The 17,065-nt window shown below is 69.5% G+C and carries 13 protein-coding genes; 6 read left to right on the forward strand and 7 right to left on the reverse strand.

The window, feature by feature from the left end:
• Positions 1-2: 2 nt before the first annotated feature.
• From recD to recC, 3 genes are read right to left on the reverse strand one after another with little or no spacing between them, the layout of a single operon-like run.
• The gene (gene recD, locus BIZ42_RS09330) at positions 3-1,898 is read right to left on the reverse strand and encodes an exodeoxyribonuclease V subunit alpha (protein ID WP_070426261.1); all 1,896 of its coding nucleotides are present in this window, start codon (positions 1,896-1,898) and stop codon (positions 3-5) included.
• A complete protein-coding gene (gene recB / locus BIZ42_RS09335) occupies positions 1,895-5,536 on the reverse strand; it encodes an exodeoxyribonuclease V subunit beta (RefSeq protein ID WP_070426262.1) in 3,642 nt (1,213 codons plus the stop codon). Before recB ends, recD begins: the two co-directional genes overlap by 4 nt.
• Positions 5,533-8,880, reverse strand: coding sequence for an exodeoxyribonuclease V subunit gamma (gene recC, locus BIZ42_RS09340; RefSeq protein ID WP_070426263.1), 3,348 nt, complete (start codon positions 8,878-8,880; stop codon positions 5,533-5,535). Before recC ends, recB begins: the two co-directional genes overlap by 4 nt.
• A gap of 224 nt (positions 8,881-9,104) precedes the next feature.
• Between recC and BIZ42_RS09345 the strand changes: the two genes are divergently transcribed.
• From BIZ42_RS09345 to BIZ42_RS09370, 6 genes are all read left to right on the forward strand, one after another.
• A complete protein-coding gene (locus tag BIZ42_RS09345) occupies positions 9,105-9,893 on the forward strand; it encodes an ATP-binding cassette domain-containing protein (RefSeq protein ID WP_019183992.1) in 789 nt (262 codons plus the stop codon).
• Positions 9,893-10,642 (forward strand): MlaE family lipid ABC transporter permease subunit, encoded by a 750-nt coding sequence (locus BIZ42_RS09350; protein ID WP_019183993.1) that lies wholly within the window; start codon positions 9,893-9,895, stop codon positions 10,640-10,642. Before BIZ42_RS09345 ends, BIZ42_RS09350 begins: the two co-directional genes overlap by 1 nt.
• A gap of 117 nt (positions 10,643-10,759) precedes the next feature.
• The gene (mlaD, locus tag BIZ42_RS09355) at positions 10,760-11,287 is read left to right on the forward strand and encodes an outer membrane lipid asymmetry maintenance protein MlaD (protein WP_019183994.1); all 528 of its coding nucleotides are present in this window, start codon (positions 10,760-10,762) and stop codon (positions 11,285-11,287) included.
• The gene (locus BIZ42_RS09360; RefSeq protein WP_019183995.1) at positions 11,284-11,946 is read left to right on the forward strand and encodes an ABC transporter substrate-binding protein; all 663 of its coding nucleotides are present in this window, start codon (positions 11,284-11,286) and stop codon (positions 11,944-11,946) included. The genes mlaD and BIZ42_RS09360 overlap by 4 nt, the downstream gene beginning before the upstream one ends.
• Positions 11,936-12,247 (forward strand): STAS domain-containing protein, encoded by a 312-nt coding sequence (locus tag BIZ42_RS09365; protein WP_070426264.1) that lies wholly within the window; start codon positions 11,936-11,938, stop codon positions 12,245-12,247. The genes BIZ42_RS09360 and BIZ42_RS09365 overlap by 11 nt, the downstream gene beginning before the upstream one ends.
• Before the next feature lies 1 nt (position 12,248).
• Entirely contained in the window at positions 12,249-13,247 is a 999-nt protein-coding gene (locus tag BIZ42_RS09370) for a VacJ family lipoprotein (protein ID WP_070426265.1), read from the forward strand.
• Positions 13,248-13,303: 56 nt separating this feature from the next.
• Here the strand turns inward: BIZ42_RS09370 and BIZ42_RS09375 are convergent, their stop codons facing one another.
• The 4 genes from BIZ42_RS09375 to BIZ42_RS09390 all read right to left on the reverse strand — a co-directional run bounded on the left by BIZ42_RS09375 (position 13,304) and on the right by BIZ42_RS09390 (position 16,992).
• Positions 13,304-13,864: a glutathione peroxidase gene (locus tag BIZ42_RS09375; protein ID WP_046274138.1), complete on the reverse strand. Its 561-nt coding sequence runs from the start codon at positions 13,862-13,864 to the stop codon at positions 13,304-13,306.
• Positions 13,865-13,920: 56 nt separating this feature from the next.
• Positions 13,921-14,277 (reverse strand): hypothetical protein, encoded by a 357-nt coding sequence (locus BIZ42_RS09380; protein ID WP_019184030.1) that lies wholly within the window; start codon positions 14,275-14,277, stop codon positions 13,921-13,923.
• An 86-nt stretch (positions 14,278-14,363) separates the two neighbouring features.
• Positions 14,364-15,947 (reverse strand): DNA recombination protein RmuC, encoded by a 1,584-nt coding sequence (gene rmuC / locus BIZ42_RS09385; protein WP_019184031.1) that lies wholly within the window; start codon positions 15,945-15,947, stop codon positions 14,364-14,366.
• A 37-nt stretch (positions 15,948-15,984) separates the two neighbouring features.
• Positions 15,985-16,992: a zinc-binding alcohol dehydrogenase family protein gene (locus BIZ42_RS09390; RefSeq protein ID WP_070426266.1), complete on the reverse strand. Its 1,008-nt coding sequence runs from the start codon at positions 16,990-16,992 to the stop codon at positions 15,985-15,987.
• Between the last annotated feature and the right edge of the window lie 73 nt (positions 16,993-17,065).

Raw genomic sequence — 17,065 nt, forward strand, 5'->3', positions numbered from 1 at the left:
GGCTAGAACAACTGCCCCTGGGCCGGCGCCGCCACGACGGCGTCGGCCACTGTGCTCCCCTCGCGGCCCTGCAGGCGAGCAGCCAGACCTGACAGCCGGCTGGCGTGCCGCGCCAATGCGGCCTCCAGCACCTCCGCACTGCCCAGCACATGCAGCGCCTGCCGCGCGCGGGTCATGCCGGTATAGATCAGCTCGCGCGACAGCACGCGGTTGTCGCGTCGCGGCAGCTGCAACCAGACCTCATCGAACTCCGAGCCCTGCGCCTTGTGCACGGTCATCGCGAACGCGCTTTCGTGCGCCGGCAATGCACCCGGGTGGAAGCCACGCGGTTGATCCGGCGTTTCGCCGGGGAACCACGCGGTCACGCTGCCGTGGCGATCGATCAGGCAGATGCCGATGTCGCCGTTGAACAGGCGGTGCCGGTAGCTGTTCTCGGTGATCAGCAGCAGCCGGCCGTGGAAGTAACCCGGCGCCATGCCCGGCCGCGGCACACCGGCCAGCAGCGCTTCGATGCGGGCATTGAGCCCGCGTGCGCCCTGCGGGCCTTCGCGCACGGCGGTGAGCAGGCGGATGCGGCCGGCATTGGCCAGCGCAGCGCCGGGATCGGCGGCTTCGCCGAGGCCGCGCCAATGCCCGAGCAGCTGCTCGCGGTGATGCTGCAGCGGATCGCTCTGGTCTTCGTGGAAGTGCACACCGGCCAGCGTACCCGTCCTCAGCAGTGCCAGCGCGGTGGCGCTGTTGCCGTTGCGCACGGCATGCGCCAGCGGCGCCAGATCGAGCGCGTCGGTCTGCCGATAGCCCCGCTGCAGCTGCACGCGCCGGCCGGCGAACCGGCGTGGCGGTGCCAGCGGTTGCAGGGCATCGGGGGCGAGCAGCACGCGCAGCGCCTGGGCATCGTCAGCCTGGGTACCCAGGCCATCGCCGCTGGCACGGAGGATGGCGCTGAGCACATCGCCGGCTTCCACCGAGGGCAGCTGGTCCGGATCACCGAGCAGCACCAGCCGGGTGCCATCGGCGACTGCCTCGACCAGCTTGGTCATCAGCGGCAGGTCGATCATCGAGGCCTCGTCCACCACCACCACGTCGTACGGCAGCGGGTTGTCGGGGTGATGCCGGAAGCGTGGCGAATCCGGGATCACCCCGAGCAGCCGATGCAGGGTGGTGCCGGTGCTCGGCATCGCGTCGCACAGCGCCGGTGCGATGCCCACCAGGCGCAGCCGCTGCACGGCCAGGCGCAGGCTCTCGGCCATGCGCTCGGCCGCGCGGCCGGTGGGCGCGGCGAGCGCGACCCGTGGCAATGCCTGGTCGGCCTGCACCGCCTGTGCGGCAAGCAGCACCAGCAGCCGCGCGATGGTGGTGGTCTTGCCGGTGCCGGGGCCGCCGGTCACCAGCACCAGTGGATGGCGCAGCGCGACGGCCGCGGCGCGGGCCTGGTGATCGATCCCATCGTGGGCCTGCGGGAACAGCTGGCCGAACAGCGTGGCCAGGGTGCCGGGATCGGCGTCGGGCAGCGGATGCGTGGCGATGCGCTGCAGGCCCTCGGCAAGCCGACGTTCGTATTCGCGGTAGCGACGCAGATAGAGCAGGCCGTTCTCCAGCACCAGCGGTGCATCGCCAGCGACCACGTCCTCCGCGCCGGGTACCTCCACCCACGGCGACGCCTGCAGCTGCGCCAACCACGCCTCGGGTGCCGGCCAGTCGACATCGACCTCGATCAGGCGCTGCGGCTGGGTCGGATCCAGGCCGGCGTGTCCTTCCGAGACCGCCAGCGAGGCCAGTGCGGCACCGACCAGCACCGCGTCGGGCGTGTCAGGGCGCAGCCTGCGCAGGCTCTGCGCCAGGGCATGGTCCAGCGTGCGAAGCACGTTGCCACGGTAGAGCGTGGTGAGCAGGCTCATGCCTCCCCCCGTGCGCGCGCGGCCATGCGTGCCTGGGCGTGTTCGCCCCCGGCGAACAGGGCATCCAGCGCATCGACCAGGGCCGGATCGAAGCGATGCGCATACAGGCCCGGGCTGTCGTCGCGGCGGGCATCCAGGCCGCGGCAGAACAGATAGCGGATACCGCCCATGTCGCGCGCATAGTCGTACTGCGCGCCCAGCCGGAAGCGCAGCCAGCGGTGCAACGCGACGGTGTAGATCAGCGCCTGCAGGTCGTATTCGCTGTGCTGCATGGCGCTGGCCAGCCGGGCCGCGTCGTAGCCGGGCAGGCGATTGGATTTATAGTCGAGCACGTACCAGCGGTCCGCACGCACGTAGGTGAGATCGATCTTGCCCGTCATCAGCCCCTCCAGCCGCCGGCGGGTGCCGAAGCCATGGCGGTCACGCACCAGCCCGTGCGCGTGCAGCAGGCTCAGCAGCGCTGGAACGGCGGTCGGCTGCATCGCGAAGTGGAATTCGATCTCGGCACGGCGTGCATCGGCCGGCAGGTCGTGCAGTGCGCCGCCTTCCGGCAGGGGCACGGTCAGGGTCTGGCCGACCAGCCCGGTCAGCATGGCCACGCCATCGTCCAGGTCTTCCTCGGCATAGCCTTCCGCGCGCAGCGAGGCGCGCAGGACCTCGGCTTCCTCGCCGGGTGCGGTCTCGCCGGCCTGCCAGCCGCCCCACTGCGCGAAGTCGGTGTTTTCCAGCGCATCGTGCAGCACGTTGCCGAAGCGGCTGCCCATGAAGCGCGGGTCACTCTCTTCGCTGGCCACGGCCGGTTGTTCTGCTTCCAGGCTGAGGTCCACGCTGGCCGGCTCATCAGCTGCGGGTGCCGGCACTTCGGTCGCGGCCGCATCGGTGTCGTGGCCCGCGTCGGCATGCGCCAGCTGGGTGAAGCTGTACACCCACCAGTCGTGCGGCACGCGGCGGGTCAGCGCGCGGACCGGTGGCAGTTCGCCGTCGCGCTCGAAGGCGAGCTGCGCCGGGCGGGGTTCCACCGGGCCCTCGATCACGGCGATGTCCGGATGCGCACGCAGCGCTTCCAGGTCCGACAGCATCGGTGCCAGGCGGGTCTTCGCCAGCCCGGCCAGATCACCGGCGGCGATCCACAGCGCGTGCTCGGCCCGGGTCAACCCGACGTAGAGCAGGCGCGCGTCTTCGGCGTCCTGTTCCTGGGTGCTGCGCGTGCTGGCCGCATTCCAGCTGTCGTCCTTGTCCAGTTTCCAGTGCAGCTCGCGGCGGCCGTTGGCGTACACCGTGCAGTTGGCCTCGGTGTTCGGTGCGCCCCCCCCGATGCCGACGAACGGCAGGAACACCAGCGGATACTCCAGCCCCTTGCTCTTGTGCAGGGTGATGATCTGCACGCGGCGCGCATCCGATTCCAGGCGCAGCAGCTGCTGTTCGTCGTTCTGGTCGGCATGCGCCATCTGCACCTGCAGCCAGTCGAGCAGGCCGTGCATGCCCAGCGTCTGCCCGGCCGCCTGCTGCAGCAGTTCACCCAGCTGCAGGTAGTTGGTCAGGCGGCGCTCGCCATCCAGCAGGCCCAGCAGGCGCTCGGCGTGTTCGGCGCAGAGATCGGCGATCACCGCGAACGGGCCGCCGCGCTGCCAGCGCTCACGCCATTCCAGCAGCCGCACCTGGAAGGAGCGCTGCGCATCGCCTTCGCGTTCCAGCGCATCGATCGCCCCGGCGTCTTCGCCGAGCAGTACGGTCGACAGTGCGGCGCGCAGCCGTCCTTCATCGGCCGGCTGCAGCAGCGCCAGCAACAGCAGGCGCAGGTCGTGCGCTTCGGGCGTGGCATACAGGCTCTGCTTGCCCGCAGCGACGGCGGGAATGCCTACCGCACCGAGCGCCTGCTGGATGCGCGTGGCCTCCTTGTGCGAGCGCACCAGCACCGCGATGTCGCCGGGTTGCACCGGCACGTCGCGCAGCAGCGCGCGCCCTTGCCGGGCTTCGCTGAGGATCTGGTGGATCGCGGCCACACAGGCATCACTGGCCTGCTGCCGCGACGGATCGGCCTTGAGGTCGCCGCCCTCGGTGTTGTGCAGCACGCGCACGGTCAGGCCAGGTGCCGGGATACCGTCGCGCAGGAAATCTGCATCCATCCGGGTGCTGCCGGGGTGCACCGGTTCGAAGGCGATGTCGGCTTCGAGGAAGGCGCGCTCACCGGCGTTGGCGTACAGCGCTTCGATCGCGTGCAGCACCGCCGGACGCGAGCGGAAATTGCGGTCCAGCGCGGGCGCGGCATCGGCCTGGCGCTTGGCCTTGAGATAGGTGTGGATATCGCCGCCGCGGAAGCCGTAGATCGCCTGCTTGGGGTCGCCGATCAGGAACAACGCCGGTGCCAGGCCCGCGTCCCGGGTCTCCTCCGAGTCGCCAAACACACGCTGGAAAATGCCCCACTGGCGGTCATCGGTATCCTGGAACTCATCCACCAGTGCGATCGCATACTGCGCGCGCAGCTGCTGCACCAGGGTGGCGCGGTGCGGGCCTTCCAGGGCATCGGCAACGCCATCGATCAGGTCATCGTAGGTCTGCACGCGGCCGATCCGCTTGAGCTCGGCCAAGCGCGCACGCGCTTCGTCGCGCAGATCATGCAGGAACGCGGTGGCCTGCTGGCGCAGCCACTGCTCGCGCGCATCGGCGGCATGCCACCAGGCCTGCAACGCATCGAACAGTGGCGAGGCCGGGCACTGGCCTTCCATGCCGTCCTTGCAGAAGGCCAGCAGCTGCACCGGCAGCAGTTTGCCCAGGTGGCTCTTGTCGCCACGCGGCCAGTGCTGCGCGCTGCGGCCGGCCAACAGCTCGCCGAAGGCCTTGTCGAAACTCGGCCGTTTGGCACGACGGCCGTCGAAGACCTTGCGGTCGAACGCCACGGCGATCTGCGCCTGGGCGTCTTCGACGTGCGTCTGGATCGCCTCTGCCAACGCAGCCGCGGTGAGCCGCAGTTGCGGGGCGGGATCGTCGAAGGTACGCGCGGGCCGCGCTGGCAGCAACGGCAACGGCTTGATCAACGTGGAGAGATCGCCTGCCAGCGCCTCGGGCGAGGACCACAGCCAGGTCAGCGCATCGACCGTGGCCGGGTCGTTGGCATGCACGCGCCACAGGTCGGCGGCCAGTTCTTCGTGCAGCTCGCGTTCGCTTGGCAGCAGGGTCGGCGGATCGAAGGTATGCCCGCTCTCCAGCGCATGTTCGCGCAGTACCCGGGTGCAGAAGCCGTGGATGGTGAAGATCGAGGCGAGGTCGATTTCATCAGCGGCGGTCTGCAGCCGGCGCGCCAGCGCGGCGGGTGTTTCTTCACCGAGAGCGAGCTGGCGTCGCAGGATCACCCGGGTCAAGGCGACATCGGGGCTGTCCTGTTCGCTGGGCGCGCGCTCCACCAGCTGCGCGGCCAGGGCCAGGCGCTCGCGGATTCGCTTGCGCAGTTCCTGGGTGGCGGCATCGGTGAAGGTGACAGCCAGGATCTGGCTGATGCGCCAGCCCTTCTCCACCACCAGCCGGGTGAACAGCGTGGCCAGGGTGAAGGTCTTGCCGGTACCGGCGCTGGCCTCGATCAGGCGCACGCCGTCCAGCGGCAGCGCCAGGTAGGGATCGTTGAGAAACTCGTGGTCGGTCATCGCAGGGCTCCTTCCTCGTCAAAGCCCGGGAACACCCGGCCTTCGCGCACCGCGGTGAACACCACGAAGCTGTTGTGCAGCAGTTGCCGGTAACTGTCGGCACTGGCGAAGGGGTCGTGGCCGCGCAGCGCGAGCTGGTAGCCGGCGCCGGTGGACTCGCCCCAGGTGCGGTCGCTGCCGTGCCACTTGGCGCGGCCCTCGGCCTCGCGCCTGGCCTCGGCGGCGGTGTACAGCACCCAGCCGGTGGACGGGCCGTGCAGCAGTGGCGCACGCAGCCCTTCGCTGCGCAGCTGCAGCAGGCGACGCAGCACCTGCTGCGCGCGCTCGGCGCCCAGCGGCGGCAGCGTGTGCGGACCCAGGCCGTCATCGCCTGCCTCGTGGAACTGCACCAGCGGCAAGGCATCGCCGGCGGCATTGGCCAGCAGCCAGTCCAGGCCCTGGCGGATCGCGGCACGGCCGTTGAGCGGACCCGGGCGCAGGCGCACCAGCCCGTGCGGATGCACTCCGTCCACGCGGCCGTGCAGGCGAACCCCGTCGATATCCACCTCGTAGCGGCGGCTGTCGGCCGTGGTACCGGCCTGCCACTGGGCCAGCGCCTGCGCATAAGGCTCGGTCTGGGCCTGCAGCAGCGCGAACTGTCGTTCGCCCAGGGCGCCGGAGGGCAGCAGCGCCCGCGCACGCAGCCGTGGGTACAGCGGCGTGTCGTCCTGCCCGAGGGTGGCCTCGATCACGGCCTGCTGCAGCAGCACCGTGTCGCCACCGCGCGCGGCCATCACCAGCGGCTCGACGTCGTCGGCGTTGTCCACGTCATCGGGCAGGCGCAGGCCGAGCCGTTGCGAGAGGAACTGGCTGGCCGGATCGGTGAGGAAACGACGCAGCGCATCCACGCTCAGTTCCGGCTCGGCAGCGCTGCTCTCCATCGGCGGCAGCGGCGTGGCGAACCACGGCGCCAGCGCGCGACGTGCACCGCCGAGCGAGCCGGCGGCGGGGTGCCATTGGCGGCGATAGCTGAAACGCCGTGGCTCCTCGCCCCCGCCGAACGCGGCCGGAGCGAACGGCTGCAGCGAATGGCGCACGGTCATCCTGCGCGCCGCCGCCGGGGGATCCAGGTGGTACTCGGCCGCGGCATCGATCAGCTCGCTGACCAGCACCGAGGGTTCGCGCACGCTGCCATCGCGCGGATCGGCGCCCAGGTAACTCAGGTAGAACACGTCCTGCGCCGAGGCGAACAGCTGCAGGAACAGGAAGCGGTCATCCTCGCGCAGCGAGCGGTCGCCATGCCGGCGCTTGTCGGTGCCCAGCTCGGCGGTGAGCTGGTTGAGGCCGGCGGCCGGATCGCGGCGCGGGAAGTCGCCATCGTTCAGGCCGAGCACGCAGATCACCCGGAACGGCAGCAGGCGCATCGGCACCATCCGGCCGAAGCTGACGCCACCGGTCAACAGCGGTGCACGCGTATCGGCCTGGGCGAGCACGCCGGCGAAATGGGCGCGCAGCACCTCCGGTGGCACGTCGCCCTCGAAGCCGGCGGTCTCCGCATCGCGGGCGAACTCGTTGATCAGTTTGCGCAGGCGCTCCAGCGCGCGCTGGCTGCTGGCCGCCTGCGGCGGTTCGGGCAGCAGCGCATCGAGCAGGGCCAGCAGGCGCTGCCGCCACTGCCCGGGCGACATGGCCTCACCGAGCGCGCGCTGGTAGCGCGCCAGCACGCGCAGCAGGCCGAGCAGGCGGTCCAGCGCGTCCAGCGCACTGCCTTCCAGCTCCGGCCATGGCGCGACCCCGGCGATATCCCCGTCGCTGCCGCTGGCGTGACCCAGCAGCAGGCGATCCAGCGCGAACTGCCAGGTAAACGCATCGTCCACCGGGGCCTGATGCTGGCCGCGATGGGCCGCATCCAGCCCCCAGCGCGCGCCGGCGGCCTGCAGCCAGTCGTGCAGGCGGTCGAACGCCGCGGCATCGAGGCCGGCGGCGTCCGCCAACGGTGCACTGGCGAGCAGATCGAGCACTTCGTTCAATCCGAAGCGCGAGACCGGCAGCCCGAGCAGGTGCACGAACACATCGGCCAACGGCTCGCCGGCCAGCGGGCTGGTATCGGCCAGCGCATAGGGAATGTGGTCATCGCCGCCGCTGCGGCCGCCGAACACCGCTTCCAGGTATGGCACGTAGGGATCGATGTCCGGTGCCAGCACCGCGATGTCGCGCGCCTGCAGCGGCGGATCGAAGCGCGGGTCCTGCAGCAGGCCGCGCAGCTGGTCATGCAGCACCTGCAGTTCGCGCAGGCGGGTGTGGCAGGCATGCACCTGCAGGCTGGGGTCGTCGTAGCGCAGCCCCTCGCGCAGCTCCCCCGCCGGCTGCCCGCGGCGGTGGAACAGATCGCGCTGCAGGCGGTGCAGCAGGCTGTCGGATAAGCCGCCCTCGGCCATGTCCGGGCGCGCATCCTCTTCCGGATCGTCGTACGCGGCGATCTCACCGGAGGGGTGCACGACCTCGTAGCTGCCCAGCACCGCCATGAAATCGCGACCCGCCGCGCCCCAGGCCTGCAGCAGGCGGTTCTCGCCCGCGGCCTCCCCGAACGGATCGGGCGCGCCGCTGCGCAGCTTCTCGCCCAGGGTCTGCAGATCGCCCCAGTAGGCCTGGGTCGGCGTGGGTAGATAGAAGTGCATCGTGCCGACCCGCGCCTGGGTGGCCAGCACCCGCAGCACGTCCGGGGAGATGTTGAGCGTGGCGAAGGCGAACACGCGCGTCGGCAGGCCCTGCGGCAACGGCTGTCCGGCGCCCTCGAAGCGGGCCAGGTAGGCATCGATGCGGCGCGCGCGGTACTGCTTGCCGCCGGCGATGCGCCGCCACAGGATCGCCTGCGGGTCGTTCGGCGCTGCGCCCGCGTCCCAGCGCAGCAGCCAATCGCGACGCCACGCCTGGTACTTCTCGAACACCGAGGCCAGCTCGGCCGCCAGCGCCCATGGCTTGAGCGGATCGGCCGCGGACAGATACGCCTGCAGCGCCGCCATCGGCGGCTGCGCCATCAACACCGGGTCTCGCAGGGCGGCATACAACCGCCAGCGCAGCCCCTCGGCATTGAGATCGTCATGTTCCCCGGGCACGTTGGCATTGAGGGCGCGGGCGACCAGCTCACCCGGCGTGAGGAACGCGAGGTTGGCGGCAATGCCATACTCGGCCGCCAGGGTCGATTGCAGCCAGCGGCGCATCGCAACCTGCGGGATCAGCACCACCTCCGGCACCAGGATGGATTGGCCCGGCACCGGCGTGCGCAGCGTGGTGGCCAGCAGGGCGGCCAGCACATCGAGCGAGTTGGAGTGGTACAGGCGAAAGTCTGAAGCAGCGTCGGTCATCGCAGGAGTGTGCCGTAGCCGACGCACGAACGCAGCGCTGCGGGCGGTGTGGACGGGGAAAAGGCGCGGGCCACCACCGGCCCGACACGCTGTGTTGCAGGTGACGGCATGCCCGCCGCGGCACTGCCCTCACCCGCCCGTGCGACAATACTGCACGGTCCAGTTCGGTTATGTTCAGCCGTTCACCACGATCTTACAACGTTGGAATTTTGTTAATGGCGCCCATGACGGTTTCCGAAGAGAGTCTGGTGCAGTTGTCCAACGTCCGCATCGACCGCGGCGGACGTACGATCCTGCGCGACGTTTCGCTGACCGTTCCGCGCGGCAGCATCACCGCCGTGCTTGGCCCGTCGGGCAGTGGCAAGTCCACGCTGCTGGCCGCGCTGACCGGTGAGCTGCGCCCGGTGGCCGGCGAGGTCACCCTGTTCGGCCAGCCCATTCCGACCGGCGCACGCGCGCTGTTGGAGATGCGCAAGAGCGTGGGCGTGCTGCTGCAGGGCAATGGCCTGCTGACCGACCTGACCGTCGCCGAGAACGTGGCCCTGCCACTGCGCACCCATACCCGCCTGCCGAAGCCCGTATTGCGCCGCCTGGTGCAGATGAAACTGCACGCGGTGGGCCTGCTGGCCGCTGCCGATGCCTGGCCGCGCGAGCTGTCCGGCGGCATGGCGCGGCGTGTGGCCCTGGCCCGTGCGCTTGCGCTCGACCCGCCGCTGATGATCTACGACGAGCCGCTGACCGGGCTGGACCCGATCGCCTCGGGCGTGATCATGAGCCTGATCCAGCGCCTCAACCACAGCCTGGGGCTGACCAGCATCATCGTCAGCCACCACGTGCACGAGACCCTGCCGATCTGCGACCAGGTGATCGCCATCGCCAACGGCGGCATCGTATTCCAGGGCAGCCCGGCCGCACTTGAATCCAGCCAGGACCCGCTGCTGCGGCAGTTCCTGCATGGTGAGCCGGACGGCCCGATCCCCTTCGATGCCGCACCACGTGCGAGGGTTGCCTGATGCCCTTCGTTGACGCTACCCGCTCGCTCGGTCGCGCCGGCCTGTTCTCGCTGACGGTACTGCGCGGCTCGCTGCCGACCGCCGATTTCCTTGCCGAGCTGACCCGCGAAATCTACAAGATCGGTGCACGTTCGCTGCCGATCATTGCCGTAGGCGGCGCGTTCGTGGGCCTGGTGCTGACCCTGCAGGGCTACCGCACGCTCACCACCTTCGGCGCCGCCGATGCGTTGTCCACGCTGCTTGGCCTCTCGCTGTACCGCGAACTGGCCCCGGTGCTGACCGCACTGCTGTTCATCGGCCGCGCCGGCAGTTCGATCGCCGCCGAACTGGGCCTGATGCGCGCCACCGACCAGATCAAGGCGCTGGAGCTGATGGCCATCGACCCGGTGGCCAAGGTCGTCGCCCCGCGCTTCTGGGCGGCGGTGCTGACCGTGCCGCTGCTGACCGGCATCTTCTGCTCGCTGGCGATCAGTGCCAGTTACTTCGAGGCCGTGCACGTGCTCGGCCTGGACAATGGCGTGTTCTGGTCGGCGCTGAGCAACAGCGTGGACTTCTGGGATGACTTCGGCGTGGCGATGCTGAAGTCGGCGATCTTCGGCGGCACGGCTGCCCTGGTCGCGTCCTATGTCGGCTTCCATGCCGAACCCACGATCGAAGGCACGTCGGTCGCCACCACGCGCGCGGTGGTCAACGCCTCGCTGCTGGTGCTGGTCTTCAACTTCGTGCTGTCCGCCATGATGTTCCAGTAGGTACCGACCGTTGGTCGGTACGGCCGTTGTCCCTGGCCAGCACCCCCGCTTGAGTACGCAAAGACTTCCCGCCCAGACACCTGTCCAGGCACCTGACAAAGAACAGTGAGATATCCCATGGCCATCCGCGGTCCCAGACTCGAATTTTCCGTCGGCGCGTTCCTGCTGCTGGCGCTGGCCTCGCTGCTGGTGCTGGCCGTGGCCTCCACCAATCAACGGTGGGGCACCGGCGGCAGCGGCTACGAACTCAAGGCGCGCTTCACCCAGATCGGCCAGCTGCGCAAGCAGGCGCCGGTCAAGATCGGCGGCGTGACCATCGGCCAGGTCTCGGGCATCGAACTGGATCCCCAGAAGTTCGACTCGATCGTGACCCTCAAGCTGGACGGCAAGTTCAAGGATCTGCCGGCCGACACCTCGGCCGGCATCTTCACCAGCGGTTTGCTCGGCGAGAGCTATATCGGTCTGCAGCCGGGCGGTGACCCGGATGTGCTCAAGTCCGGCGACGAGATCGTCTTCACCCAGCCGGCGGTGGACCTGCTCCAGCTGGTCGGCAAGTACATGTTCAGCGGTCCGGCCAATACCGGTGGCGCTGACTCCCACGATGGCAACGGCGCGCCTGCGCCTGCAACGGAACCGCAACCATGAAAAAGACCCTGATCCCGGCGCTGCTGGCCTCGGCCCTGCTCGCCGCCACGCCCTCGCTCTCCTTCGCCCAGGCCGCTCCCGCTGCCGCTGCCGCCCAGCAGGGCCAGGCCAGCAAGGCGGTGATGGACGCCAGCACCCGCATCCTGACCTCGCTGCAGCAGCGCCGCACCGAGTTCCGGGCCAACCCGGCGGTGCTGCGTGACTTCATCAACAGCGAGCTCAACAAGACCTTCGACCGCGACTACGCCGCCCGCCTGGTGCTGGGCGTGCACGGCCGCGGCGCCTCGGATGCCGACGTCAAGCTGTTCGCCGATGCGATGGCCGACAACCTGATGCAGCGCTACGGTTCGGCCCTGCTCGAGATCCAGGGCAAGCCGACCTTCCGCCTGAAGAGCGAGTCGCCGCTGCCGGGCAACCGCGGCGTGCGCGTGTCCACCGAGCTGATCCGCGCCGGCAACGAGCCGACCCCGGTCGACTACCTGATGCGCAACGTCAACGGCCAGTGGAAGATCTTCGATGTGATGATCGAAGGCATTTCCTACGTGCAGACCTTCAAGACCCAGTTCGACGCCCCGCTGCGCCAGAAGTCGATCCAGCAGGTCGCCACCGAACTGCGCAACGGCAGCATGCAGGCCGGGCAGGCCCCGCGTGGCAAGTAACAGCGCCAGCGTGCAGCGCAACGGTGCCTCGCTGGTGTTCAGCGGGGTGCTCGACCGCGCGGCGGTGACGGCCCTGTGGCCCTCGCTGGCCGCGCTGGACGGCGTGCAGCAGTTGGACCTGGCGGCGGTGACCGGACTGGACAGTGCCGGCCTGGCCCTGCTGGCCGAGCTGGCCGCACGCCTGCGTGCAAACGGGACCGCGCCGACGATCATCGGCAGCCCGGACGGTTTCACCGACCTCAGTGCCGCCTACCGGCTGGCACCCACCCTGGATTTCCATGCCCTTTCTGCGGCGAGCTGACATGAACGTCATACGCACCCTCCCCCTCCTCGTGCTGGCGCTGGCCCTGAGCGCCTGTGCCGGCAAACCCGCACGCGACACCGCACCGGTCAGCGTCGAGGTCGCCCCTGCGGCGGCACCGGTGGCCGATGTGGCCGACACGCCCGTGGTACCGGCCGACGCCGTCGCCGACAGCACGGCCCCGGCCGCGCAGGCCGGTACCGACCCGGCGGCGGAACCGGCCACGGCCGGCACCGCGCCGACCAACGCCGAGGACGACTTCGCTGCGTTGTACGGCGGGCCCGCCCCGAGCGCGGATGGCACCGAGCCCAGCGGCACCCCGTACGATCCGTGGGAACCGTTCAACCGCAAGGTGCACAGCTTCAACAACGTGGTCGACCGTGCGGTCGCACGCCCGCTGGCGGTGGCCTACACCAACGTGGTGCCGCGCTTCGCCCGCACCGGCGTGAGCAACTTCTTCAGCAACCTGCGCGCACCGGTGACGATCACCAACCAGCTGCTGCAGGGCCGCCCGGACGATGCCTGGGACAGCCTGGGCCGCTTCCTGATGAACTCCACGCTGGGTATCGGCGGGCTGTTCGATCCGGCCAGCAAGGCCATGGTGCCGCGTCGCAAGGAAGACTTCGGCCAGACCCTGGGCACGTGGGGCTGGCGCCGTTCGCGCTACGTGGAGCTGCCGTTCTTCGGCCCGCGTACCGTGCGCGATGTGTTCGGCCTGGCCGGCGACATGCCGCTCTCGCCGATCCGCACGATCGAAGAGGACAAGATCCGCATCGGCCTGCAGGGCCTGCAGCTGGTGGACATGCGTTCGCAGCTGCTGGCGGTCGATGACATGCGCGACAACGCCGTGGACGAGTATTCGCTCGTGCGCGATGCATGGCTGCAGCGCCGCAACTACCAGATCGAGAACGACCTGCGTGGCAAGCATGCGCGCGGCAAGGACGATCCGGACGCCCCGATTCCGGTCGATGCGATGCCGATGCCGAACTGGGGTAACTGATCCCCCACGAGAAAGCCCCGCCGAAGCGGGGCTTTTTTTGTTCCCGCGTCAGCCGATCAGGCCGCCAGCGCGGCGTCGATCGCGGCCACCAGGCGGGCATCGTCAGCCGGCACGTCCGGGGCGAAGCGCGCGATGACCTGGCCATCGCGGCCGATCAGGAACTTCTCGAAGTTCCACAGCACGCCCGGGGCGGCATTGACCACCAGCTCGGGGTACTTGGCCACGGCGCCCTGCAGCTTTTCGCGCATCGGGCCTTCGCCGGTGGCGGTCGGCTGCGCGGCGGTCAGCTGCTGGTACAGCGGATGGGTGTCCTCACCGGCCACGCTGATCTTGGCGAACATCGGGAAGCTGACGTTGTACTCGAGCTGGCAGAACTGCTGGATGTCCGCTTCGCTGCCCGGTTCCTGGGCCAGGAAGTTGTTGGCCGGGAAGCCCAGCACTTCCAGGCCGGCGGCCTGCTTGTCGGCGTACAGCGCCTGCAGACCTTCGTACTGCGGGGTCAGGCCGCACTTGGAGGCGACATTGACCACCAGCAGCACCTTGCCGCGGTAATCGGCCAGCGAGGTCGGCTGACCTTCGATGGTGGTGACGGGGATGTCGTAGACGGTCTGGCTCACGGCAGGTTCCTTGCGTTGGATCAGGGGAGGCACAGCATAGCCGTGCCGCGGGAAGCTCAGTCGACGCAGATCGTGCCCAGGGCCACGCCGCCATCGATGCGCTGGCGGCAGCCGAAGTTCTGGCTGACATCGCGCTGGCAGACGCCGCGCGCGGCCGTTCCCGGCGCGACATCGCTCGTGGCCAGGCATTGGCCACTGCAGTCGGCCTTGGCGCTGCAGACCTTGCCGGCATCGGCGTAGGGCACCACGCACTGCACGCGCTGCAGGCGACCCAGCGGCTGCAGGCTGCCACCGGCGGCGGTGCATGCGGCAGCGCTCGGTGTGGCGGAGGTGGTCGCCGCGGTGTCGGCAGGTGGCGTACTGCTGCAACCGGCCAGGGCGAGCAGGAGGGACAGCATCAGGGTCAGGCGCATCGGCGTTCCTTGGAAGGCGGAAGAGAGGCAGGGCAAAGCGTGTGCCGCGCAGCATGCGTGATCGCCTGCATGCATGGCGTCGGCGCTCACTCCTGCGCGGCGCTGGTCTCGTCGCCGGCCACGTCCTCGTCCTCGCCGCTCATGTCGCCGAGCAGATCCTGGGTCTGTTCGCTGCCCAGCGTTTCCACGCTGCGCAGGCGGCGCTCGATGGTGCGCGTCTTGCGGCTGGCTTCACCGAGGCTGCGGCCCACCGTGCTGATCTGCTTTTCGGCTTTTTCCAGGATGCCGGCGAACTTGCCGAACTCACTTTTGACCGCACCGAGCAGGCCCCACACTTCGCTGGAGCGCTGTTCGATGGCCAGCGTGCGGAAGCCCATCTGCAGGCTGTTGAGCAGCGCGGTGACGGTGGTCGGGCCGGCCACCACCACGCGGTGGTCGCGCTGCAGCAGGTCGATCAGGCCGGGGCGGCGGATCACTTCGGCGTACAGGCTTTCGGTCGGCAGAAACATCACCGCGAAATCAGTGGTGTGCGGCGGGGCGATGTACTTGTCGCAGATCGATTTGGCCTGGATGCGGATCGCGCGCTCCAGCTGCGCGCCCTGCACGCGTACCCCCTCGACATCGCCCTGTTCCTGCGCATCGAGCAGGCGCTCGTAATCCTCGCGTGGGAACTTGGAATCGATCGGCAGCCACACCGGGGTGTCTTCGTGGCCACGACCCGGCAGGCGCACCGCGATATCCACGATCTCGTTGCTGTCCGGGCGCACTTTGACACCGCGCCCGTACTGCTCCTGGGTCAGCGTCTGCTCGAGGATGTTGTCCAGCTGCACTTCGCCCCAGCTGCCACGGTTCTTGACGTTGGTCAGCACCCGCTTGAGGTCGCCCACGCCGGTGGCCAGCTGCTGCATTTCGCCGAGGCCACGCTGGACCTGCTCCAGTCGTTCGGAGACCAGCTGGAACGAAGCACCCAGGCGGGTTTCCAGGGTGGTCTGCAGCTTCTCGTCGACGGTCACGCGCATCTGGTCGAGCTTTTCGGCGTTATCGCTCTGCAGGCTCTTGAGCTGCTGCTCGAGCGTGGCGCGCATCTCGCCGATGCGCTGCTCGTTGCGCTGGGTCATCTCCTGCAGGCGCAGGCCCAGCGATTCGGCCAGGCGCTGCTGCGACTGCCCGGTTTCCTCACGGCCCAGGCGTGCGTCGTCGGCCAGGGCCTGGCGCAGCGCGGCCATGTGGCTGTCGGTGCGGGTGGTCAGTTCCACCAGCTGCTGGCCGAACGCTTCGATGCGCGCCTGCTGCTGGTGCCCGAACGCTTCCAGCTGCGCGCGCACGTCCTGCATGCGCAGCGCCAGCAGCTCGCCGGTGCGCTGCTGGCTGAGCGTGCTTTCCTCGCGGGCCTTGCGCGCGTCTTCACCCAGCGCGTCGCGCAACAGGTCCAGGCGCTGATCGGTACGGGTGGAAAGATCGGTCAGCGCGCGCGCGAAGCTTTCCAGCCGCGCGTCCTGCTGGCGGCCCAGGCCTTCGAGCTGCTCGCGCAGTTCGCTGCGGCCGACCCGGGCCTCCTCGCGCAGGCTCTGTTCGAGGTCGCCATGGCCGGAACGCCGCAGCAGCGCGAGCAGCTGCAGCACGAGGACGGCACACACCAGGGCGCCGAGAATGAGGAATTCGGTTTGCATGCGGCAAGTGTAGGCCGCGGCGGTCTCATTGGCTGCGTCAGAAACCTTCAAGCACGAGCTTGCCGCGGGCGCGGTGGCTTTCGATCAGGGCATGCGCCTGGCGCAGGTTGGCGGCGTTGATGCGGCCGTAATGCTCGCCCAGCGTGGTGCGCAGTACGCCGGCATCGATCAGCGCGGCAACGCGTTCGAGCAGCTCGTGCTGGCGCTGCACGTCGGGGGTGTTGAAGCTGGAGCGGGTGAACATCGATTCCCAGTGCAGCGACAGGCTCTTGCGCTTGAGTGCCATCACATCGAGCTGGCCCGGGTCGTCGATCAGCGCCAGCTGGCCCTGCGGGGCGAGCGCGGCGACGATCTGGTCGTAGTGCTGATCGGTATGGGTCAGGCTGGCGACGTGGCTGACCTCGGCGATCCCCAGGCGCTGCAGGCCTTCGCCCAGCGGCTGGGTGTGGTCGATCACATGGTGCGCGCCCAGCGCGTAGACCCAGTCCTGGGTGTCCGGGCGCGAGGCGGTGCCGATCACGGTCAGGCGGGTCAGCTGGCGGGCCAGCTGGACCAGGATCGAGCCGACGCCACCGGCCGCGCCGATCACCAGCAGGGTCTGGCCTTCACCGCCGTTCTCGGGGATGCGCAAGCGGTCGAACAGCAGCTCCCAGGCAGTGATCGCGGTGAGCGGCAGCGCCGCGGCGGCAGCGTCATCCAGGCTCGCCGGTTTGTGCCCGACGATGCGCTCGTCCACCAGCTGGTACTCGGCGTTGCTGCCGGCACGGCCGATCGCACCGGCATAGAAGACCGCATCGCCGGGCTGGAACAGCGTCACCTCGTCACCGACCGCATCCACGATGCCGACCGCGTCGAAACCGAGGACGCGCGGCTCGGTCACCGCCACGCCGTTGCGGACCTTGGTATCGACCGGGTTCACCGAGATCGCCCGGACTTCCACCCGCAGGTCGCGTGGGCCAGGCGTGGGGATCGGCAGGGTGATGTCCACCAGCGCGGCGGGGTCGCTGATCGGCAGGCCATGCTGGGTATAGGCGACGGCTTTCATGGGGGAGATCCGTTGGGGAAGACGGACAGACTGCGCTTCTCCGCCAAGCGGAGAAAGGCGCAAAATCGGGCAG

Source organism: Stenotrophomonas sp. LM091 (assembly GCF_001806305.1).
Classification (GTDB): Bacteria; Pseudomonadota; Gammaproteobacteria; order Xanthomonadales; family Xanthomonadaceae; genus Stenotrophomonas; species Stenotrophomonas bentonitica_A.